This window comes from Pantoea sp. SGAir0215, from assembly GCF_043543215.1.
The window spans coordinates 1,891,579-1,912,608 of sequence record NZ_CP028031.1; the positions used below are offsets into that span (position 1 = coordinate 1,891,579).

The window sequence follows — 21,030 nt, forward strand, 5'->3', positions numbered from 1 at the left end:
ACCAGAGCAGCCGTTTACTACGATTTTTGTAGCTTCTGCTCATTCTTATGGCGCATATGTTTCGCGCGGCTCTCCAGCCCCAGATACAGCACCAGTGCCAGGAGCAACGGCAAAATGAAGTACAGCACGCGGTAAGCCAGCAGCGCGGCGATGATGGTCCCGTGTGAAAGGTTCTCGCCGCCCAGCAGCGCCACGAATACCGCTTCTAGCACCCCAATCCCCGCCGGAATATGAATAATTACGCCTGCGATACTACTGATTAACAGTACGCCCAGCACCATGGGATAACCGGCATCCCGGCCCAGCAACAGCCAGATAATCGTGCCCATAACCAGCCAGTTGGCGCAGGAGACGGCAAACTGAAACAGCGCCATGCGCAGGGAAGGCAACTGCAGGGTTTGCCCTTTCACTTTCCAGCGACGACGTTTAGAAAACGCGCACGCCCAGAGATAAAACACAACGAGCACCAGCAGCGCGGCACCAATAAGCCGTAGTGTGGTTTCGCCGATAAACCAGCCGCCGGGAATGGGAACCAGGCCTGCACTGAAGATCACGCCCGCCAGCAGGATGTAGCCCAGCCAGTTAGTGGCGATGCTGAGGGAGAAAATGCGCGTAATCGTCGCACTGTCCAGGCCGAGCCGCGAATAGAGCCGGTAGCGCATAGCGACACCGCCAACCCAGGTACTGAGCGTCAGATTAAAGGCGTAGCAGATAAATGACACCAGCATTACCTGACGTTTGGCCAGCTTATGACCACAGTAGGCCCGACCAATCAGGTCGTAGCAGCCGTAAACCAGATAACTGACGATAACCAGTGCCGCCGCGGTCAGCACCACAAAGCGGTTGTAGTTAACAATGACCTTATAGACGTCATCCCAGTTCACTTTGCGTGCATAGATCACCAGCAGCACAATGACGGCGACGAAGAAGAGCCCGGTCAGGATTTTTTTTGCCAGTTTCCAGCGTGGATGCGTGTTTGCCATCAGGAATTGGCTCCTTCATTGTTGGCTTCGACGCGATCTTGCGTCTCCATTTCGGGCTGAACCGGCGGATCCACCTGAGCCAGCTTTGGCGTATGCGCCGGTAACCAGCCGGCGATAGCCGGGAAGTGACGCAGAAAGTGGAACACGACAACGCCTTTCGTCAGCTGCCACCAGGTGCGTGGTGGTAACTTATCCTCTTCGACGCGCTGACAGTCTTCAGCCAGTAAATGCTCAAGATTATCGCGTAATGTCTGGTTAAAGTTGCGATCGTGAATGATCAGGTTGGCTTCAAGATTGAGGGACAAACTCAAGGGGTCGAGATTGCTTGAGCCAACGGTAGCCCACTGCTGATCTTTCACCGCCACTTTGCCATGCAGCGGTCGGCGGCAATATTCATAGACTTCCACGCCCGCATCCACCAGATAGTTATAAAGCAGCTCAGCGCCCACTTTCACAATCGGCATATCCGGCTCACCCTGCACAATCAGTCGCACACGTACGCCGCGCTGTGCCGCATTGCGCATCTCCTTAAGCAAACGGTAGCCAGGGAAAAAGTAGGCATTGGCGATAATGACGTCCTGTTTGGCGGTGCGCAGCATGTCCAGGTAATGCTGCTCAATATCATCCCGGTGCTGATCGTTGTCGCGATAGACAAACAGGACCTGCGCATCGCCGGGCAGACTGTTTTTGGCCGGACGATGTGAACGCTGTCCCCACCAGCGGCGAGTGGTGGCCTGACTGCCAATCGCCTCTTGCAGGTAGCGGGTAATGTCGGCGACCACCGGACCTTTGACCTCCACGGTATAATCCTGTTTGGCTTCCGGGCCAAAATCCGTGTAGTGCTCGGCGGAAAAGTTGATGCCGCCGACAAAGGCGATAACGCCGTCCACGACCACAGTTTTACGGTGCAGACGGCGAAAGACGTTAGTTCGCATGCCCATGATCAGCGGACGCGGATCGTAATAGATAAAGCGCACGCCCGCCTGCGTCAGACTGTTGACATAACTCTGGGACAGCTCGGAGGAGCCGTAGCCATCGACCATCATTTCGACCTTGACGCCGCGCTGCGCCGCCGCCAGCAGCACCTTGTGCAGGGCGTTGCCCACATCGTCTTCGAACAGGATGAAGGTTTCCAGCAGTACGCTGTGTTCGGCACGTGCAATCGCGCCAAATACCCGGGGGAAAAATGCGTCCCCGTTTTCCAGCAGGCGCAGTTTGTTGCCGTCTTGCCACTCAAAATTCATAGATGGATCTCCACCGCCAGCGGCGCGTGATCGGAAAGGTGTGACCAGGGTTTACGCGGCAATGCCCAGGGTTGACTGATCGTCGCATTGCGCACGTAAATACGATCCAGTCGCAGAAGGGGAAAGCGTGCCGGAAACGTCCGCGCAGGTCGTCCGCTTTTCAGGCTAAAGACCTCTTTTAGTCCCGCCCCTTTTTGCAGTATGTTGTTGGCTCGCCCCTGCCAGTCGTTAAAGTCACCGGCGACGACGACAGGTGCGTCAGCGGGTAACGCCATCACCATGTCGTTTAACATCGCCAACTGGGCACGACGGTGCGCCTCTTTCAGCCCCAGGTGCACACAGATGACATGCAGCGTGCCCCGACCATCGGGCAGGGTAAGCTGGCAATGCAACATGCCGCGATTTTCGCTCCCGGCAATTGAAACATCGCGATTGTCGTACTCAGCAATGGGAAAACGCGACAGCACGGCGTTGCCATGATGTCCTTCCGGGTAAACCGCATTGCGCCCATAGGCAAAATCGTTCCACATCGTGTCGGCCAGAAACTCGTAGTGGGAGGTATCAGGCCAGTTTTCATGTTGCAGAGGGTGAATGTCATGGGTTCCCATCACCTCCTGCAAAAAGACGATATCTGCTGACGTTGCGCGCACCGCTTCACGCAATTCGGGCAAGATGAAGCGTCGGTTAAACGGGGCAAAACCTTTATGTGTATTAATCGTCAGGACTTTAAATGAAAATCCTTGCTTGATTTGTGGCATACTCGCGACGCGCTCCTTTTCATCTTCATCAACAACAAAGTGTAGTCTTTGTCACAAATGGAGGGTGAAGAAGAGGAATAATTAGGGCGTTATCTGAAATTTGCTTTACATTGAGAAACCGTCCCTGGCCGGTTACGGTTGCATATGTGCAACGTGCCAGGTCTGCAGGAGAGAGAAATGAAATTGTCGAATCGCTTTCAAATTATTACCGGTCAAACCTGGGCCCACATCGCGATGCACCTGCTGGTGATTGCCGCACTGGTCTGGGGCTGGAAACATAAAGCACTGGTCGAAGTGTGCAGTACCCTGGTGGTGGCCTATGCAGCGGTGTTTATCGCCATGCTGATCACGCAGCGTAGTGCCCGTTTACGTACCCTGGGTGATTACCTGGAAGAAGCGACCACCACGTACTATTTCGGTGCCGCGATGATGACGCTGTTTCTGGTGTCGCGCATTTTCCACAACAACTTACTGTTAGCCAGCCTTGGCGTGGTGATGTTGTTGGGGCCCGCGCTGGTGTCGTTGCTGGCGAAAGAGCCGGCAGGACGCATTGAAAAAAAACGCAGCTGAATCAGGCTGTCGCGCTAAAAAAGCCACCGCAAGGTGGCTTTTGTCGTTGGGAGATATGTAATCAATTGTGAGCTATCTCGCACAGGGGCGGTAAAGCTGTTACACTCCGCCGCTTATGCATCGTAGTTTGCACCCTTTTCACGCGTCAGCCTCAGCTGGCGTCACTATCCCTCTGAAAACTACACCGCCAAACGCGGTCAGAGTGGACCGGAGTAATACTCGTCATGTCTTTTGACTCTCTCGGCCTGAGTGCCGATATTCTGCGTGCGGTAGCTGAGCAGGGCTACAGCGAACCGACGCCTGTTCAGCGCCAGGCGATTCCTGTTGTGCTGTCCGGCCGCGATCTGCTGGCAAGCGCCCAGACCGGCACCGGCAAAACCGCCGGGTTTACCTTACCTTTATTACAGAAACTGTCCGCGAATACCGGAACAGTGCGCGGCCGTCGTCCGGTGCGCGCGCTGATTCTGACACCGACCCGTGAACTGGCCGCTCAGGTCGGTGAAAACGTCAGCGACTACAGCAAATATCTTCCGCTGCGTTCGCTGGTGGTTTTTGGCGGCGTCAGCATCAACCCGCAGATGATGAAGCTGCGCGGCGGCGTCGATATTCTGGTGGCCACGCCGGGCCGTTTACTGGATCTGGCTCATCAAAACGCCGTTGACCTGTCTCAGGTTGAAGTGCTGGTACTGGATGAAGCGGATCGCATGCTTGATATGGGCTTTATCCACGATATCCGCCGCGTACTGGCCAAACTGCCAGCTAAACGTCAGAACCTGCTGTTCTCGGCGACGTTCTCAGATGAGATCAAAACCCTGGCAGAAAAACTGCTGCACAACCCGGAGCAGGTTGAAGTCGCGCGCCGCAATACCGCGTCTGAGCAGGTTTCTCAGCAGGTGCATTTTGTTGACAAAAAGCGCAAGCGGGAACTGCTGTCTCAGCTGATTGGCGAAGGTAACTGGCAGCAGGTGCTGGTCTTTACCCGCACTAAGCACGGTGCCAATCACCTTGCCGAACAGCTGGGCAAAGACGGCATTACGGCCGCCGCCATCCACGGTAACAAGAGTCAGGGCGCACGTACCCGTGCACTGGCCGACTTCAAATCCGGCGCGATTCGTGTGCTGGTTGCGACGGATATCGCGGCCCGCGGTCTGGATATTGAAGAACTGCCGCACGTCGTGAACTATGAATTGCCAAACGTGCCTGAAGACTACGTACACCGCATTGGGCGTACCGGTCGTGCCGCCGCAACGGGTGCAGCGCTGTCGCTGGTTTGCGTCGACGAACACAAACTGTTGCGTGATATTGAGCGCTTGCTGAAGCGTGAAATTCCACGACTGGCTGTGCCGGGCTATGAGCCGGATCCCAGCATCAAAGCGGAACCGATTGTGAACGGCCGCCAGTCACCGTCTTCACGCGGCCGTGGTCGGGGGCAGGGCGGACAAGGTGCCGGCGCGGCGCGTCCTCAAGGGGACAAGCGTGCGCAGCCGCGTCGTCAGGGACCCGCAGCGGGCCAGTCTGACAAGCCTGCGTCTCGTCCACGTCGGCCCGCGCCTAAACGCAGCGGAAACGTCTGATCATGCGGGTTTTACTGGCACCCATGGAGGGCGTACTGGATTCTCTGGTGCGCCAGCTGTTGACGGACGTCAACGACTACGATTTGTGCATCACGGAATTTTTGCGCGTCGTTGACCAACTGCTGCCGGTAAAATCCTTCTATCGCCTTTGTCCCGAACTGCATCATGCCAGCCGGACGCCGTCGGGTACGCTGGTTCGTCTGCAACTGCTGGGGCAGCATCCCGAGTGGCTGGCGGAAAACGCGGCCCGCGCGGTTGAGCTGGGCTCGTGGGGCGTGGATCTGAACTGCGGTTGCCCGTCGAAGCTGGTCAACGGCAGCGGCGGCGGGGCGACGCTGTTAAAAGATCCCGACTTAATCTACCGCGCGGCCAAAGCCATGCGGGCAGCTGTACCTGACTCCTTGCCCGTTACGGTTAAGGTGCGCCTGGGCTGGGATTCCAGCGCCCGCAGCATGGAAATTGCGGATGCGGTAGCGCAGGCCGGTGCCAGCGAACTGGTCGTCCACGGCCGTACCAAAGAAGACGGCTACCGTGCTGAGGCTATTAACTGGCAGGCGATTGGCGAGATTCGTCGGCGACTGTCTATTCCGGTTATCGCGAATGGCGAAATCTGGGACTGGCAAAGCGCCCAGGATTGTCTGCGAATCACAGGCTGTGATGCGGTGATGATTGGGCGTGGTGCGCTTAACGTGCCTAACCTGAGCCGGGTCGTCAAATACAATGATGCGCCCATGGCCTGGCCGGAGGTGGTGGTGCTCCTGCAACAATATACCCGGCTTGAAAAACAGGGTGATACGGGCATGTACCATGTCGCACGTATCAAACAGTGGCTGGGCTATTTGCGTAAAGCCTACGTCGAAGCGGGTGAGCTGTTCGCTGAGATTCGCGCCTTAAAAACCTCAGCCGATATTGCTACGGCGATTGACCGCTATGCGGCATTACAGCGGCAGACCTGTCAGTTCTCTTCAGCCTCACCGGAAGTGAGAGCGGGACAGCGCGGCGCTTAGCCGCGCACGCGATCAATACTTTTCTGGCACGATCATATTTTCCGGCACCTCGTTGCGGTGGTAGTCCTGTGAGCGTTCACGCGGCGGCAGAATGATTTCGTCGTGTGGGGCGGCTTCATAAGGCACCTGCTGCAAAAGGTGGCTGATGCAGTTAAGGCGCGCCCGTTTCTTGTCTACGCCCTGAACAACCCACCAGGGGGCTTCCTGAATATGGGTGCGGCTCAGCATCTCTTCTTTTGCTTCCGTGTAATCTTCCCAACGGCGGCGGCTTTCCAGATCCATTGGGCTGAGCTTCCACTGCTTGAGGGGATCGTGGATACGGCTCATGAAGCGCAGCTCCTGCTCCTCGTCCGTGATCGAAAACCAGTACTTAATGATTTGAATCCCGCTGCGGGTCAGCATTTTTTCAAACTCGGGCACGCTGCGATAAAACTCCGCCACGTCGGCATCACTGCAAAATCCCATGACGCGCTCCACGCCTGCCCGGTTGTACCAGCTGCGGTCAAACAGCACCATCTCGCCCGCGGCGGGCAGATGCGCGATATAACGCTGAAAGTACCACTGGGTTTTTTCACGATCGTTGGGCGCGGGCAGCGCAGCCACCCGGCAGGTGCGCGGATTAAGGCGTTGCGTAATGCGCTTAATCACGCCTCCTTTACCGGCCGCATCGCGGCCCTCAAACAGAATGACCAGCCGATGGCCGGTGCGCATTACCCAGTCCTGTAGCTTCACCAGCTCACCCTGCAACTGCAGCAGCTCGCGAAAATAACGACGGCGCCAGGCTTTTTCATCGCTGCCCGTGGGCGCGGCCTCGCTAAAGCGCAGATCGTCGAGCTCCAGCTCCAGCTCTTCGTCGTAGCTGTCATAGAACTCCTGCATTAAACGCTGATTAAAAGCGTCGCGATTGAAACTGTTGTCGTGTGTTGCCATGACAATTCACCTGGTCAGATATGAATGAACAGCCCGTAGAGCAGGGCAGAAAGTAAAATCGAGACCGGCAGCGTCAATATCCAGGCGACGGCAAGATTGCGCAGGGTGGACATCTGCAGGCCAGAGCGGTTCGCCGCCATGGTGCCCGCCACGCCTGATGAGAGCACATGCGTCGTGGAGACCGGCAGACCAAAGGCATCGGCCGCGCCGATGGTCGCCATCGCCACCAGTTCGGCGCTGGCCCCTTGCGCATAGGTCAGATGGGTTTTGCCGATGCGCTCACCCACGGTGACCACAATACGTCGCCAGCCCACCATGGTGCCCAGCCCCAACGCGATTGCCACCACCACCTTCACCCACATCGGAATAAAGCGTGTGGCGCTGTCCAGCTCTGTTTTCACCGCCTTCAGGTTACGTGCCGTCTCATCGGGGAGCGAGAAATGGGCGGTTTGCAGGTGCTTGATCGATTCTGCGGCCAGGTACATTTGATTGCGGGTATTGGTCACGGACTGGGCCGGAATATTGTCCATCGAGCCGTAGCGGCGAATCTGGTCGCTGATATCCCGTAACGTCATGCCAAGCGCGGGCAAGACGTTCGGATTGACCGTGTCAGTGCTGACAAAGGCCGTCAACACATTGCGTGAATCCGGGGCGGGCGTGGCGGCCGGTTGAATATGCAGTAACTGGCGCGCCGTCACGTCACTCAGTGCGGCAACGCGCGGGATTTGCTCGGGCGGAAGTGAACGGTTCAGTGCATAGGCGATGGGCATGGTGCCGACCAGGATCAGCATGATGAGTCCCATCCCTTTCTGCCCGTCATTCGACCCGTGAGCAAAGGAGACGCCGGTGCAGGTCAGAATCAGCAGGCCACGAATCCAGACCGGCGGCGGCTCGTTGCTGTGCGGGGCTTCGTACAACTGGCGGTTACGAATCAACAGCTTCATGGCCCACAGCAGCAGGGCGGCGCAGACGAAGCCCACGACGGGCGAGAGCAGTAAGGCATAGCCGACCTTCAGCGCCTGATCCCAGTCAACGCCACTCAGGCCACTGCGACCATGCAACATCGCATTCGCCACACCCACGCCAATAATCGAGCCAATTAAAGTATGTGACGACGACGAGGGCAGGCCAAAGTACCAGGTGCCCAGATTCCAGATAATCGCCGAGAACAGCAGGGCGTAAATCATGGCAAAGCCGTTGCCGCTGCTGGCCTGCAGGATGAGTTCGACGGGCAGAAGCGAAATAATGCCAAACGCGACCACGCCGCTGGAAAGCATCACGCCAAGAAAGTTGCACAGCCCTGACCAGACGACGGCCGCACCGGGCGTCAGCGAATGCGTGTAGATCACCGTAGCGACCGCGTTGGCGGTATCGTGAAACCCGTTAACGAATTCAAAGCCCAGCGCAATCAGCAGCGCCAGGCCGAGCAGAAAGAAAGGCACATAACTGGTGACGGGCGTGTTAGTTTTTTCCACATCGTGAAACAGATTAAATCCGGCAAAGGCCAGACCGGCTATTAGCAGGACATAACAAGCCGTTTTGGTTGCGCGGCTGCCTTTGCCGTTGAAATCGGGACGTCCCTGCGTCGTGCCTGAAGAGGATAAACTGTTTTCGCTCATGCCGTACCTCTTAGCGGATGCAGATGCGGAGTTACATCTGGTTAACGCTGTGTGATACCCGCTTTTTATGACAAAAAAATGATCCAGGCGGCACAGGTCATTTTGCTGTAACAAAACTTCAGCAGGCTGTGGATCTTAATTGATGATGCTGACAGGATTGCCATGGCGACAGACGTTGTTCTCACCCCACAAAAACGTGATTTTGATGATGATGTGGCCGGACTCATCCATGGTTATCGCTTTTCTCCTGATGCCCTCCCTCAACGCCTGAATGCCCGTGAAGCGGTAAAACTCGGTGAACACCCTCCTGAAGAAGGCTTTCTCTGGTTACATATTAATCTGAATCACGCGCGGGCACAGCACTGGGTGCAGGGCCACTTTCAGGTTGATGATGATTTTTTTGACGAGATCCATTCCGCCTCGCCGCGCACCCGGTTAGCGGAACAAAGCAATGCCCTGCTGGCGGTACTGAACGACGTCACGCTGAGCCAGGAAAATCGCAGTACGCAAAATGCGACCCTGTGGATCTGGTGCCGTCATAATCTGGTCGTGAGCGCACGTTATCGCTCGTCAGTGATGATCGAAAAGATGCAGCAGGGGCTGGCGAAGCATAATTTTCCCAGTGCGGAGGCCCTGTTACTTTACCTGCTCGGTGAACAGGAGTTGCAGCTGGAACTGGTGGTGCGTCGCATCAGCCAGGTAGTCGATAACATTGAAGAGCGTTTATTAAGTCCGGCAATCAAGGCCAACCGCAGTGAGCTGGGGCATTACCGGCGCATGCTGCTGCGCATTCAGCGCCTGCTGGCACCCGAACCGGCGGCGCTGTTCCGGTTGCTTAACCGCCCACCCGCCTGGCTCAACCGCGACACGCTCCGCGAGCTGCGGGCGTTCACGGAAGAATTTAGCGTGGTGCTGAACGACCTGGCCAGCCTGATGGAGCGCATCCGTCTGCTGCAGGAGGAAATTGCAGCACGGTTGATGGAGCAGAGCAACCGGACACTTTATCTGCTGACCGTGATTACGGTGCTTGCACTGCCGATTAACATTGTGGCGGGATTTTTTGGTATGAACGTGGGCGGCATTCCGCTGGCGTCGAATCCGCACGGGTTTTTACTGCTGGTTCTGATCGTCCTGGCCTTCACGCTGCTGGCCGGCTGGCTGAGTTTTCGCCGCCCATCCAGATAGTGGTGTTGACAGTGGAGCCCGTGACCAATAAAAAAGCCAGCGTGGCTATCGCCAACGCTGGCTTTTCACTGACCTGACGACCGGGCCTGAATGGCTGGTCCGTAACAGGCGAATGTTACTGCGCCGGCTGTGGCTGGGCAGGTTGCGACTGCTGTGGTTGCTCTGGCTGCGGCTGCGAAGGCTGCACAGGTTGAGCCTGTTGCGGCGCGGGCTCTGACTGGACCGCGACCGGGTTAGCAGGCTGCGACATCACTGGCGTCATGGGCTCTTCTTTCGGCTCAGCATCTTCACCTTCATTGAAGGGAACAGGCGCAGGGGCCACGCTGTTTTCTGGCGCATTAACCTGTACAGGCATACCAGAGCGGTTCTGGATGGCCTTATCAACCTGAGACTGATTCACGCTACCGTCTACCAGTACTTTGCCAACCGCCTGAGTCAGCGTAATCGGCACCAGTTCACGAGAGTTAAACTGCTCTTCCGTGGTTGACAGCGGATTATGCACTTCCATCCAGCGTGAACCGTCTGGCTCAACAGACGCTTTCACCGGCTGGTTGATAAACTGCACGCGCGTGCCAACTGGCACGTGATCGAACAGCCATTTGATATCATCGGCACGCAGGCGGACACAGCCGTGGCTGACGCGCAGGCCGATACCAAAGTTGGCGTTGGTGCCGTGAATGGCGTACAGACGCCCAATGTAGAGCGCATACAGCCCCATTGGGTTATCCGGGCCTGCCGGGAACACAGCCGGCAGATTTTCGCCACGTGATGCATATTCAGCGTGCATCGCTTTGGTGGGCGTCCAGGTCGGGCCATCTTTTTTACGTTGGACGGTTGTGGTCCAGTTCAGCGGCGTATCTTTACCCAGCTCACCAATACCGATAGGCAGAACGACTACGGTTTTCGTGCCTTTCGGGTAGTAATAAAGACGCATTTCAGCACTGTTAATCACGATGCCTTCACGCGGGGCGTCAGGCAGGAGTAACTGCTGAGGGATAATCAGTTTGCTGCCAGGCTTAGGCAGATAAACGTCAACACCCGGATTGGCTTCCAGCATATTGCTGAGGCCCATCTGGAACTGTGCTGCAAAAGCTTCCAGAGGCAGTTTACTGTCCTGAGGAATCGTAATCTCAATGTTTTGCCCGGTCAGACGGCTGTTCGCCGGCGGTAAGGGATAAACAACCGCAAGGGCTGACTGACTGAATGCCGCCAAAGCCAATGCAAGTGAAGCGAACGCGCGAATGCTTTTTTTCATATTTTACAAGTCTTTATCGCCATGTTTCAGGCTTGTCAATGTATCGAACCCATGCTGGTCACTATGACCTGCTGCGCATTATATGTTCATTAAACTGATGTTGTGAATCAGGATTTTTACCGCATCGAAATACTTTACCTGACTTACCTGCGTTATCCGCCTTTGTTCATTAACATTTTGGGCGAAAACCGCCCTCTACGGCTGCCATAACGTGACATCTCCGTTTAGCTTGCGGTTCAGGAAAAAGGCGGCGCTAATCAGGGCGAGATGCGTCAGCGCCTGCGGCATATTGCCTAGTGCCTGGCCGTGGCTGTCGAACTCTTCGGCATATAACCCCAACGGATTAGCGTAGCTCAGTAATTTCTCGAACTCAAAATGGGCTTCGCGTACGCGTCCGGCACGTGCCAGACATTCGACGTACCAGAACGAGCAGGCACCAAATGAACCTTCTCCGCCGGTGAGCCCGTCCGCCGGGGTTTCATGGATGTTATAGCGGCGCACCATCCCATCGCTGACCAGATTCGCCTTGATGGCATCCAGCGTGGCAATCCAGTCAGGATCGGTTGCGCCGACAAAACGCACCAGCGGCATCAGCAGCATGGAGGCATCCAGGTAGTCGCCATGGCGGGTCGAAACAAAATGGCCGCGTTCGCTGTTCCAGAAGTTTTTCCAGATATCATCGCGAATCTTGCGCCGGATACGGTCCCACCGTTCATAAGGCATTGGCAGGGAACGTTTCATGCCAAGACGCAGCCCGCGATCCATGGCCACCCAGCACATCAAACGGGAGTGCAGGAAGTGCTCCGGTTCACCGCGCATTTCCCATATGCCCGCATCCGGCTGATGCCAGTTATCACAGAGCCAATCCAGCATCTCTGAGACATGGTTCCAGCCCCGTTGAGAGATGGCTTCACCATATTTATTGGCAAGGTAAATGGCGTCCATCAGTTCGCCATAGATATCCAGTTGTTTCTGTTGCCAGGCATCGTTGCCTATCCTGACCGGGCAGGAATCGGCATAGCCGGACAGGTTGAGCAGCGACATTTCCTGCAGTTCCGTGCTGCTGTCCAGGCGATACATCACCTGTAAACGCATCTCGTCATGATGGCTGTTTTCCACACAGCGACCAACCCATTCGGTGAAGTGCTTGGCCTCATCCACGTAGCCCAGGCGCATCAGCGCGTACATGCTGAAGGACGCATCGCGTATCCAGGAGGCACGGTAATCCCAGTTACGTTCGCCCCCCAGCTCCTCCGGCAGGCCAAAGGTTGCGGCGGCGGCAATGGAGCCGTGCTGCCAGGAGGTTAGCAGCTTCAGCACCAAGGCTGAGCGCTGGACCATTTCCTGCCAGCGGCCACGATAGGTGCTGTGGCAACTCCACTCACGCCAGTAGCTCAGCGTCTCTTCGAAACAGTTCGCGGTCGCCAGTTTTTCAACGTGTGCGTCATTTACGCTGCCGAATTCAAATTCGGCGTGTTCACCCGCTTTTAACTCGAAACTGGCGGTGGCGTTATTACCTTCCAGGGTCATCACGACCGTGGCGGCCAGCCGAAGCGAGGGCTGATCCGTCGCATGAAAATCGATACAACCGCGCTGAATCTCGGCGCGGGTTTCCGCGCGGGCGTAATCATGGCGAGGCGAACAGACCATGTTAAACCGGGCCTGCCCCCGCACCATTTTCACCCGGCGGATAATGCGTGGCAGTTTGTCCTGACGATCGCAGATGGGCATGTAGTCAGTAATTTCGGCCACGCCTTCTTCGGCCAGCCAGCGCGTTTGCAGAATATTGGTATCCGGCAGGTAAATTTGTTGCCGACGGGCGTTTTGCCACTCGGGTGCGATTGAAAACAGGCCCGCTTCGTCACTGTCCAGTAAGGCCGAAAACACCGACGGGCTGTCCAGCTCCGGCCAGCAGAGATAGTCGATCGTGCCATCGTTTGCGACCAGTGCACAGGTGCGGAGATCACCTATGACACCATGATCGTCAATCTTGCGTTTAACCTTACTCATCGCGTTCTCCCTGTCAGTGTCTGACTTAACTATAGCCAGGTACCTGCATACCGCTTCGTTCGGGCACGGATCGTTAACCTGGCGAGCCCGTTGTCCGCGTCCGGCACAATTTTCAGCCCGGTATATACTTTTCATACACTTCCAGAGGAGACCGTTATGACAGCACCCCAACGAAAAGTGGCCATTGTGACCGCATCGGATTCGGGCATCGGCAGCCGTTGTGCTGAGATGTTAGCCGAACAGGGCTTTGATATTGGCATCACCTGGCGTTCAGACGAGGAAGGCGCACAGCGGACCGCCCGTCGGGTAGAAGAGACCGGACAACGGGCAGAGACGATTCAGCTCGATCTGGCCGATCCGCCAGAAGGCGGCAAAGTGTTGCAGCAGTTGATCGACAAACTGGGCCGTATCGATGTGCTGGTCAACAATGCCGGGGCAAATTTTAAAGCCGACTTTATGGACGTGACCTGGGAAGACTGGCGTAAAACCTTCAGCGTGGATGTCGATGGCGTCTTTATCTGTGGGCAGGTGGCGGCACGTAACATGATCAAACAAGGGCAGGGCGGACGCATCATCAACATCACCTCTGTGCACGAGCATACGCCCCTGCCGGGCTCAGTGGCCTATACCGCGGCAAAACATGCGGCAGGCGGCCTGACCAAATCGATGGCGCTGAGTCTGCTGCCCCACAATATTCTGGTCAATGCGGTCGCCCCGGGGGCGATTGCGACGCCGATGAACAAGATGTCCGACGCGGATGCGCACAACGTAAAAATGCCGGAAATTCCTGCCGGCCGCCCTGGCGATACGCACGAAATTGCCAGTATGGTAGTCTGGCTGAGTTCCGAGTGGGCGACCTATACCACCGGTCAGTCGTTTATTATCGACGGCGGCTTTATGCTGGCCAACCCGCAGTTTAAAGGCTACTGATCGGCCCGGTGATGATTCCAGCGGCGAATCGCCCAGCGCAGCACAAACGCAAAGACCACCGCCGCGCCCAGCCATAGCAGGTGTTTAAAGTGTTGGTCGAGTTTGTGCAGCCAGGGGGCGATAATGCCGCCTGCAAAATAGCCGAGCGTAACAAACAGCAGTGCCCAGACAGCCGCCCCGGTGACGTTGAGGAGAAAAAACTTCAGCGGCTTCAGGCGGCTTGCGCCAATAATGATCGGCCCAATAATACGAAAGCCATACATAAAACGTGCGCCAATCACGAACAGGCTGGGACGACGCTTAATCAGGCGGTTCGCCTTCACCACTTTATCCTGATGTTTTTTAAAGCGTCGCAAAATGCGGGTACCAAAACGCCGGCCAATCCAGTAGAGCATCTGATCGCCCACCACGCCGCCCGCCATCGCCGCCAGTACGACCCCACTGTAGTGCAGTAGCCCTTCGTGAGCGGCAACCCCGCCCAGCAGCAAAAACGTTTCGCCCTCGGCAATACAGCCAATAAACAGCGCAAGATAGCCGTACTGCGTAATTAACCCATTGATATCCAAATGCAAGGCTGAACTCCCTGTGTGAAGTTTTTTCTTTCAGTCTATACCCGATTTGCCAGGACAGCGGATTAAGACCCCGTAAGCGATCTTTTTCGCCGTTTTTTTGCGCAGAGGCCCCAGAAATTATCCTGCCGATTATACTCAAATGACTGCTGCCCCCTTGTGGAAATGTTAACAGATCGGGTGGCCCAATCGGTCAGAGGAGTAAGCGTATGAACCATGTCTGGGGTTTGTTAGCGCATCCGAACCAGGAAATGCGCACTATCAAGCAAGAGAACGAAACGGTTTCGCACCATTACACTCACCACGTGCTGCTGATGGCCGCTGTGCCGGTGATCTGCGCCATGATTGGCACCACTCAGTCAGGCTGGAACCTGGGAGAAGGGCAATATGTGCAGCTTAATTTGCTGACGGCGTTGGGCCTGGGGATTCTGTTCTATCTGGTGATCTTGGGCGGCGTCGCCGTTATGGGGCGGGTGATTCACTGGATGGCGCGTGACTATCCCCATCGTCCCAGCATGGGGCGCTGCACCGTATTTGCGGGCTATGTCGCTACGCCCCTGTTTTTGAGCGGCCTTGTCGCGCTTTATCCGCTGGTCTGGCTATGTGTGCTGGCGGCAGCGCTGGCGCTCCTGTATACCGGGTATCTGCTGTATGTCGGCATTCCGCTGTTTCTGAATATCGACCGTGACGAAAGTCTGCGTTTTTCCAGTTCAACACTGGCTATTGGTGTGCTGGTCTTCGAAGTGCTACTGGCTCTGACCGTGGTGTTATGGGGCTATGGCCCGCGTCTGTTTTAACCTGCCGTTGCCGCCTACAGGGCGGCAACCTTTTTTTAACGCTCAGAAACAATCTCACCAGGAAAATTCCCTGACTTCAGCGTATGATGCTGCGGCCAGCCCGCGCTCTGCCTGTTCAGGCGTTGGCGGCCTGTGTTTACACAGCGCACAATCTTAACCGGGTCTTTTTTCCACGATGCCTGCAAAAATTCGCTTTTCACTGTTGTCGCTGGCGCTGCTCGTTTCCGGGCAGGTTGTTACCCTTCCAGCACAGGCGACCACCACGTTGTCGCAGATGGCCCCGATTGCTCAGCCGCAAATCGCCTCAGGGAGCGCCCTGATCGTCGATCTGACCAATGGTAAAGTCCTGTTCTCCAGTCATCCGGATCGGGTGCGCCCCATCGCGTCCATCACGAAGTTAATGACGGCCATGGTGGTACTGGATGCGCACCAGCCGATGAACGAGATGGTGAAGGTCGATATCAGCCAGACCCCCGAAATGCGTGGTGTGTTTTCGCGCGTCAAACTGAACAGCGAAATTAGTCGCCGCAGTATGCTGATGCTGGCGCTGATGTCCTCGGAAAACCGCGCGGCAGCCAGTCTGGCCCACGCTTATCCGGGCGGGTACGATGCTTTTATCCGGGCAATGAATGCCAAGGCGCGCGCGCTCGGCATGATGCACACGCATTACGTTGAACCCACGGGTCTCTCCATCAAAAACGTGTCCAGCGCCCAGGATCTGGTGAAGCTGCTGAAAGCGACGCGTGAATATCCGCTTCTGGGTGAGCTCAGCACGACCAAAGAAGAAACCGCCGTGTTTGCCCATCCGAGTTATGCGCTGCCGTTCCGCAATACCAATCACCTGGTGTATAAAAATGGCTGGCATATCCAGTTAACGAAAACGGGTTACACCGATCAGGCGGGGCACTGTCTGGTCATGCGGACGATGATTAAGAACCGCCCGGTCGCGCTGGTGGTACTCGATGCGTTTGGCAAATATACCCATTTCGCCGATGCGAATCGTCTGCGCGACTGGCTGGAAACCGGCAAGGCTGCGCCGGTTCCGGCGGCTGCACTGGCCTATAAAAAACAAAAAGCGGATGAGGTTGCCAGCAACGCAGCCAGTGGGGCCGCTGTAGAGTAATCCTCTGCCGGGGCGCTACGGTTCCCCGGCTGAGATTGACCTGTATTCCTATAGTTTCATGGCAGACGAAAATCTAAACTACCCGCAAATGGCGAGGGTGATTCGCCTGATTACTGTGCCGGAATCTCATTGATATGCTCAAGTTACGTTCATTTAGTGTTCTGATTTTTTTCGCGTTGATGACGCTCGCACCCGCGCTGAGTTTTGCCGACGATGCGACGCAAGCCACGCAGCAAACCGACGACAAACCCAAGGTGGATGCCTCTGTCGAGCTGCCGAAAATGCAGAAGATCCTCGATAAAATTAAAAGCCAGGTCTCCGTTGAAAGCGACGAAAATAAGCTCAGTCGTCTGAATGAGATGGCGCTGGAGCTATCAGGCAATACGGATACGCTTGCGCAGGCGTTACAGCCCGATCGTCAACAACTGGAAGCGCAGCTGGCCGTGCTCGGTCCGGCACCCAAACCGGAAAGCGGCGTCAAAGAGACACCGGACGTGACGCGCAAACGCAGCGCGCTGGAAAGTCAGAAGAGCAAGCTTGACGATCAAATCAAGCAGGCGGAAGGCATTAAAAACAGTGCACTGATGCTCTCCTCACAAATCGTCAATCTGCGCCGCGACCAGCTAAAAAATAAACTCGCCCTGAATTCAGGCAGTATTCTGGGGCCGCGCTTCTGGGCGCCCGTGTTAAGTAGTCAGGATCTGGATGCGGAAAAAATTGGCGATTTTCTCAATGAGCTGAAAGACACGGCCGCACTCTCCTGGGAGCCAGGCTGGCGCATTGGCACGGTTGGCTGGTTGCTGGCCGCGGTGCTGGTGATGACGCTCGGCCGTCGCTATGGTGAAGAGTTCCTGGCCTGGGTCAGTATCAATAAATTGCCTGAAGGGCGTTTGCGCCGTAGTTTTCTGGCAACTGCCGTGGCGCTGACCAGCCTGGCGGCCGTTGTCCTGACCTTCGTCTTTATTTCGCAGGCCTTTACGCGCCGCGATGAAGTCTCCAGCGATGTGCAGGACTTTATTTACCGTCTGGTCGAACTCAGCGTCTACTGCGGCCTGATTGCCGGGCTGGGTCGTGCCTTTTTATCTACGCGTCGTCCCAGCTGGCGTCTGCCGACGATTTCGAACGAAGTCGCCATCGCGCTTAAACCGTTCCCGCCGATTACGGCCCTGCTGGTGTTTATCTTTCAGATGGTCGAGTCCTTTAACTACACCGTCGGCACCAGCCTGAATACCAGTATTTTTGCCAACGGCCTGACGGCATTACTTATCGGCACTACGGCACTGGCGATCAGCATGCGCACCAAGCGCGTTCGTCGTCGCCTGGCGCAGTCGGGTACGCCGCCGGAAGCGCGTTCTACCCTGGTTGGATTGATTCAGATGGCGCTGACGATCACCGCGCTGACCATCCTGGCCTCGCTGGTGATCGGCTACGTCACGCTGGCGCGTTTTCTCAGCTATGAGCTGGTGTGGTGCGGCATTTTGTTTGGCTCATTTTATATTCTCAGTCATCTGGTCAACGACGGCTGTGAGAGTCTGTTCTCGATCAGTAACACGACAGGTAAACGCATCCAGAGTTCACTGAACATTGATGAACGTCATCTGCAGCAGGTGGCTACCATTCTGGCGGCGATAGGTAAAACGTTCCTGGTGCTGTTTGTGGCGCTGGCGCTGCTCAACGGCACCTTTGCCTCGTCCACGCCGATTGAGTTGTTGCAGAAAGCCATCGAATTCTGGGGCGGTAAAGGCCTGGAGTCGCTGAATATCGTTCCGGCGCACCTGGTTAATGCATTGCTGTGCCTGATTGTCGGGATTTACGTCTTGCGTTCAGTGCGGCGCTGGCTGGACAACGACTTCCTGCCCAAAACCACCATGGACAGCGGGATGCGGGTGTCCCTGGTGACGCTGTTCAGTAACGTGGGCTATGTGCTGATTATCCTGCTGACCCTGTCGATTATGGGGCTGCAATGGAACAAGCTGGCCTGGATCGTCAGTGCATTATCCGTCGGTATCGGTTTCGGCTTACAGGAGATCGTTAAGAACTTTATTTCGGGTCTGATTCTGCTGACTGAGCGCCCGGTGAAAGTGGGCGATCTGGTGACGATCAGCGGCGTGGAAGGGGATATTCGTCGCATCAATGTGCGTGCGACGGAAATTCAGCTGGGCGATAAATCTACGGTGATCGTGCCTAACTCGCAGTTTATTTCTCAGAACGTCCGTAACGCGACCATGGGTAACGCGCAGGGCGTGGTGACGATTACCCTGACGTTCCCGCTCAATATTGACCCCGTGCAGGTACGTGAAATTCTGCTTAAGGTGTATGAAGAGAATGAGCGCATTCTGGAGACGCCGGAACCGTCAGTGTCGTTTAAAGATCTTACCGCGCAGGGCATAGTACTCAGCGTAACCGGTAACGTGGCCAGCCAGCGCCAGATTGCAGGCGCAAAAAGCGATCTGCTGTTTGATATTCTGACGCGATTACGTAAAGAAGGGATCGTCCTGTCGACGCCGCAGACCATGATTATCGAACGTCGCCAGCTGCTGGCCTCGGATGTCAGCGATGACGTAACGGTCACAGAGCAACCGCGTTAATGAAACAGGCAGCCCTATGGCTGCCTGTTTTTTCATGGCCTTTTGAGGCGTCAGGGCTGCCTGACCGCCCAGCCTTTCAGCTTACTGGTTTTGCCAATACCGGGGTTAAAGCTGTTGGTCGGATCGAGCTGACGATAGAACGCGGCCAACTGCGGCTGGGCCTGATAGAGATGGCCGACGTTATGCTCTGCCGGATACTCCGCGCCGCGCGTCTTCAGAATCGCCAGCATTTGCGCTTTCAGGGCATGGACATCCACCCCTTTTTTAACGATGTAGTCCTGATGGAAGACATGGCAGAAAAAATGGCCGTAATACAGCTGATGACTGAGTGACTGCGTTATCCCGGCAGGCAGGGTTTCGAACCAGTCTCTGTCATTGCGGCGCAGCGCAATATCCAGCGCCAGAATATCTTCCACCTCTGTGGCGTGAACGGCGTGATAACGCACTGCCGCACCGGCAGCGGCAAAGCGGTGCAGGAAAGCGTGCGCGCCTTCTTTGCCTTCGCACTCAAAAAACTCTCCGCCACCTTCACGGAAAAACTCCCGCAGGTAGTTGCGCGCCTCTTCGACGCCGTCACCCGACATTTTCAGCATTAAATGATGCTGGTATTTATCGCGATACTGTTTCATGCGTTTCGGCAGATGCGCCGGAAACAGGCGACTCAGCCGTTGCAGCAGCCGGTCAGTCAGATGCGGTTTTATGAAAGACAGTTTATTAAGCCAGCCGTCAACCCGACCTTTAAGCGTAAAAAACAGGGGAATCTTGTCGGTGCCCAGCTTGTCAATCATCAGGAATGTATCTTTGCCGTACACTTCGGCGATATCGTAGATATCCCGGTGCATATATTCCGCGGCAACGGGCAGGTTTTTAAAATGGGCCAGCATATGGCAGCGCAGGTCGCTGAGCACGGCGGCATCGTTAGTGCCAATATAGAACACCTGCTGCTGCGGTTCCTGCTCAAATGTGTCCAGGCGTACCGCGAAAACCGCCAGCTTGCCTGCGCAGCCGGACGCTTCAAACAGACGACGGGCATCCGCGTTAAAACGGGCGGGCGTATCGGCATTCACATCGCGCACGCGGTCAGCATAATCATGATCGGACGCGTGACGGCCATCATGCAGGACATCGTCCGGCTGCCAGCGATCGTCATCCAGACGTCCCAGAATCTCTTCCGGCGAGGTGCCCAGGTCAATGCCCAGATGATTGACCAGCTTCAGTCGCCCCTGGGCATCAATCTGAGCAAACAGCGCCATTTCACTGTAGGCCGGGCCGCGTTTGATCAGCGAGCCGCCAGAGTTATTACAGATGCCACCCAGCACCGACGCACCAATACAGGAAGATCCAATCACCGAGTGCGGCTCACGGCCCAGCGGCTTCAGGATCTTTTCCAGTTGATACAGGGTACTGCCCGGAAAGGCCAGGACCTGTCGGCCCTTATCGATGAGCTGTAGCTTATCCAGCTTCAGTGTGCTGATAATCACCAACGGACGATCGTAGTCGTCGCCCTGCGGCGTCGAGCCTTCGGTCAGGCCGGTATTGGCCGCCTGCATCAAAATGATTGCATCCGCAGCGACCAGCGTTTGTAGTACGCGCCACAGCTCCAGCAGCGTAGCCGGAAACACCACGGCCAGCGCCTCGCCTTCACCAGAACGAAAGCCTTTACGATAGCGAGCCGTGTGCGCGGCCTCAGTCAGAACGTTACTTGTGCCAACCAGACGGCGCAGATCGGCAATCAGGACAGACGATGTCATCATGGGCAATTCCCTTGTCGTATGCATGCGTCCTTACTGTAGCACGTCAGTTGCGTCGGGCGCAGTGTGATAGCCGCAGGCGACATGCTATGCTCTGATGATGCCATCCTGCATTTAGTCGATATTGCGCAGTTACT

General features: G+C 56.2%; 17 protein-coding genes. 8 read left to right on the top strand and 9 right to left on the bottom strand.

Translation table 11 applies throughout. The features are described 5' to 3' along the window. Nucleotides 1-17: 17 nt before the first annotated feature. From C1N64_RS08965 to C1N64_RS08975, 3 genes are read right to left on the bottom strand one after another with little or no spacing between them, the layout of a single operon-like run. Nucleotides 18-983, bottom strand: coding sequence for a lysylphosphatidylglycerol synthase domain-containing protein (locus C1N64_RS08965; protein ID WP_054634282.1), 966 nt, complete (start codon nucleotides 981-983; stop codon nucleotides 18-20). Continuing rightward, the gene (gene clsB, locus C1N64_RS08970; RefSeq protein WP_394515428.1) at nucleotides 983-2,227 is read right to left on the bottom strand and encodes a cardiolipin synthase ClsB; all 1,245 of its coding nucleotides are present in this window, start codon (nucleotides 2,225-2,227) and stop codon (nucleotides 983-985) included. The genes C1N64_RS08965 and clsB overlap by 1 nt, the downstream gene beginning before the upstream one ends. Then, complete coding sequence (locus C1N64_RS08975; RefSeq protein WP_006118519.1) at nucleotides 2,224-2,985, bottom strand: endonuclease/exonuclease/phosphatase family protein; 762 nt, start codon at nucleotides 2,983-2,985, stop codon at nucleotides 2,224-2,226. Before C1N64_RS08975 ends, clsB begins: the two co-directional genes overlap by 4 nt. A 177-nt stretch (nucleotides 2,986-3,162) precedes the next feature. On the opposite strand from C1N64_RS08975, the gene C1N64_RS08980 reads away from it, so the two are divergent. From C1N64_RS08980 to dusC, 3 genes are all read left to right on the top strand, one after another. After that, a complete protein-coding gene (locus C1N64_RS08980) occupies nucleotides 3,163-3,555 on the top strand; it encodes a YbhQ family protein (RefSeq protein ID WP_033737724.1) in 393 nt (130 codons plus the stop codon). Between the two features lie 224 nt (nucleotides 3,556-3,779). Next, nucleotides 3,780-5,129, top strand: a complete 1,350-nt coding sequence (gene rhlE, locus C1N64_RS08985; protein WP_006118521.1) for an ATP-dependent RNA helicase RhlE — start codon at nucleotides 3,780-3,782, stop codon at nucleotides 5,127-5,129. Between the two features lie 2 nt (nucleotides 5,130-5,131). Next, the gene (gene dusC / locus C1N64_RS08990; RefSeq protein ID WP_052133227.1) at nucleotides 5,132-6,136 is read left to right on the top strand and encodes a tRNA dihydrouridine(16) synthase DusC; all 1,005 of its coding nucleotides are present in this window, start codon (nucleotides 5,132-5,134) and stop codon (nucleotides 6,134-6,136) included. 12 nt (nucleotides 6,137-6,148) lie between these two features. Here dusC and ppk2 read toward each other — a convergent pair whose 3' ends face one another. Together ppk2 and C1N64_RS09000 are read right to left on the bottom strand one after the other, a co-directional pair. Further along, nucleotides 6,149-7,066 carry a polyphosphate kinase 2 gene (gene ppk2 / locus C1N64_RS08995; protein WP_039341492.1) on the bottom strand — a complete coding sequence of 306 codons (918 nt, stop codon included), beginning with the start codon at nucleotides 7,064-7,066 and terminating at the stop codon, nucleotides 6,149-6,151. A gap of 14 nt (nucleotides 7,067-7,080) precedes the next feature. Continuing rightward, the gene (locus tag C1N64_RS09000; protein ID WP_394515429.1) at nucleotides 7,081-8,685 is read right to left on the bottom strand and encodes an inorganic phosphate transporter; all 1,605 of its coding nucleotides are present in this window, start codon (nucleotides 8,683-8,685) and stop codon (nucleotides 7,081-7,083) included. Nucleotides 8,686-8,847: 162 nt separating this feature from the next. On the opposite strand from C1N64_RS09000, the gene C1N64_RS09005 reads away from it, so the two are divergent. Next, nucleotides 8,848-9,870 carry a transporter gene (locus C1N64_RS09005; RefSeq protein ID WP_033737718.1) on the top strand — a complete coding sequence of 341 codons (1,023 nt, stop codon included), beginning with the start codon at nucleotides 8,848-8,850 and terminating at the stop codon, nucleotides 9,868-9,870. Nucleotides 9,871-9,985: 115 nt separating this feature from the next. Here C1N64_RS09005 and C1N64_RS09010 read toward each other — a convergent pair whose 3' ends face one another. Both C1N64_RS09010 and C1N64_RS09015 read right to left on the bottom strand, forming a co-directional pair. Continuing rightward, a complete protein-coding gene (locus C1N64_RS09010; protein WP_033737717.1) occupies nucleotides 9,986-11,125 on the bottom strand; it encodes a L,D-transpeptidase family protein in 1,140 nt (379 codons plus the stop codon). A 195-nt stretch (nucleotides 11,126-11,320) separates the two neighbouring features. Then, nucleotides 11,321-13,135, bottom strand: coding sequence for a glycoside hydrolase family 15 protein (locus C1N64_RS09015; protein ID WP_394515430.1), 1,815 nt, complete (start codon nucleotides 13,133-13,135; stop codon nucleotides 11,321-11,323). A gap of 156 nt (nucleotides 13,136-13,291) precedes the next feature. Here C1N64_RS09015 and C1N64_RS09020 point away from each other — a divergent pair, with 156 nt between their 5' ends. Next, nucleotides 13,292-14,065 (top strand): SDR family oxidoreductase, encoded by a 774-nt coding sequence (locus C1N64_RS09020; RefSeq protein ID WP_375096541.1) that lies wholly within the window; start codon nucleotides 13,292-13,294, stop codon nucleotides 14,063-14,065. On the opposite strand, the gene C1N64_RS09025 is transcribed toward C1N64_RS09020, so the two are convergent. After that, on the bottom strand, nucleotides 14,059-14,637 hold the full coding sequence (locus tag C1N64_RS09025) for a DedA family protein (RefSeq protein WP_033737714.1): 579 nt from the start codon (nucleotides 14,635-14,637) through the stop codon (nucleotides 14,059-14,061). The genes C1N64_RS09020 and C1N64_RS09025 overlap by 7 nt on opposite strands. 206 nt (nucleotides 14,638-14,843) lie before the next feature. Here C1N64_RS09025 and C1N64_RS09030 point away from each other — a divergent pair, with 206 nt between their 5' ends. The 3 genes from C1N64_RS09030 to C1N64_RS09040 all read left to right on the top strand — a co-directional run bounded on the left by C1N64_RS09030 (nucleotide 14,844) and on the right by C1N64_RS09040 (nucleotide 19,142). Then, nucleotides 14,844-15,431: a Yip1 family protein gene (locus tag C1N64_RS09030; RefSeq protein ID WP_033737713.1), complete on the top strand. Its 588-nt coding sequence runs from the start codon at nucleotides 14,844-14,846 to the stop codon at nucleotides 15,429-15,431. 175 nt (nucleotides 15,432-15,606) lie between these two features. Continuing rightward, nucleotides 15,607-16,554, top strand: coding sequence for a D-alanyl-D-alanine endopeptidase (gene pbpG / locus C1N64_RS09035; protein ID WP_205952822.1), 948 nt, complete (start codon nucleotides 15,607-15,609; stop codon nucleotides 16,552-16,554). A 134-nt stretch (nucleotides 16,555-16,688) separates the two neighbouring features. After that, nucleotides 16,689-19,142 carry a DUF3772 domain-containing protein gene (locus C1N64_RS09040; protein WP_033737711.1) on the top strand — a complete coding sequence of 818 codons (2,454 nt, stop codon included), beginning with the start codon at nucleotides 16,689-16,691 and terminating at the stop codon, nucleotides 19,140-19,142. 50 nt (nucleotides 19,143-19,192) lie between these two features. Here the strand turns inward: C1N64_RS09040 and dld are convergent, their stop codons facing one another. Next, entirely contained in the window at nucleotides 19,193-20,896 is a 1,704-nt protein-coding gene (gene dld, locus C1N64_RS09045; RefSeq protein WP_375124119.1) for a D-lactate dehydrogenase, read from the bottom strand. Nucleotides 20,897-21,030 lie beyond the last annotated feature (134 nt).

Bases quoted from the DNA above. Each gene is read 5' to 3' on its own strand.
- C1N64_RS08965 (WP_054634282.1), bottom strand. From the start codon at position 983: ATGGCAAACACGCATCCACGCTGGAAACTGGCAAAAAAAATCCTGACC.
- clsB (WP_394515428.1), bottom strand. From the start codon at position 2,227: ATGAATTTTGAGTGGCAAGACGGCAACAAACTGCGCCTGCTGGAAAAC.
- C1N64_RS08975 (WP_006118519.1), bottom strand. From the start codon at position 2,985: ATGCCACAAATCAAGCAAGGATTTTCATTTAAAGTCCTGACGATTAAT.
- C1N64_RS08980 (WP_033737724.1), top strand. From the start codon at position 3,163: ATGAAATTGTCGAATCGCTTTCAAATTATTACCGGTCAAACCTGGGCC.
- rhlE (WP_006118521.1), top strand. From the start codon at position 3,780: ATGTCTTTTGACTCTCTCGGCCTGAGTGCCGATATTCTGCGTGCGGTA.
- dusC (WP_052133227.1), top strand. From the start codon at position 5,132: ATGCGGGTTTTACTGGCACCCATGGAGGGCGTACTGGATTCTCTGGTG.
- ppk2 (WP_039341492.1), bottom strand. From the start codon at position 7,066: ATGGCAACACACGACAACAGTTTCAATCGCGACGCTTTTAATCAGCGT.
- C1N64_RS09000 (WP_394515429.1), bottom strand. From the start codon at position 8,685: ATGAGCGAAAACAGTTTATCCTCTTCAGGCACGACGCAGGGACGTCCC.
- C1N64_RS09005 (WP_033737718.1), top strand. From the start codon at position 8,848: ATGGCGACAGACGTTGTTCTCACCCCACAAAAACGTGATTTTGATGAT.
- C1N64_RS09010 (WP_033737717.1), bottom strand. From the start codon at position 11,125: ATGAAAAAAAGCATTCGCGCGTTCGCTTCACTTGCATTGGCTTTGGCG.
- C1N64_RS09015 (WP_394515430.1), bottom strand. From the start codon at position 13,135: ATGAGTAAGGTTAAACGCAAGATTGACGATCATGGTGTCATAGGTGAT.
- C1N64_RS09020 (WP_375096541.1), top strand. From the start codon at position 13,292: ATGACAGCACCCCAACGAAAAGTGGCCATTGTGACCGCATCGGATTCG.
- C1N64_RS09030 (WP_033737713.1), top strand. From the start codon at position 14,844: ATGAACCATGTCTGGGGTTTGTTAGCGCATCCGAACCAGGAAATGCGC.
- pbpG (WP_205952822.1), top strand. From the start codon at position 15,607: ATGCCTGCAAAAATTCGCTTTTCACTGTTGTCGCTGGCGCTGCTCGTT.
- C1N64_RS09040 (WP_033737711.1), top strand. From the start codon at position 16,689: ATGCTCAAGTTACGTTCATTTAGTGTTCTGATTTTTTTCGCGTTGATG.
- dld (WP_375124119.1), bottom strand. From the start codon at position 20,896: ATGATGACATCGTCTGTCCTGATTGCCGATCTGCGCCGTCTGGTTGGC.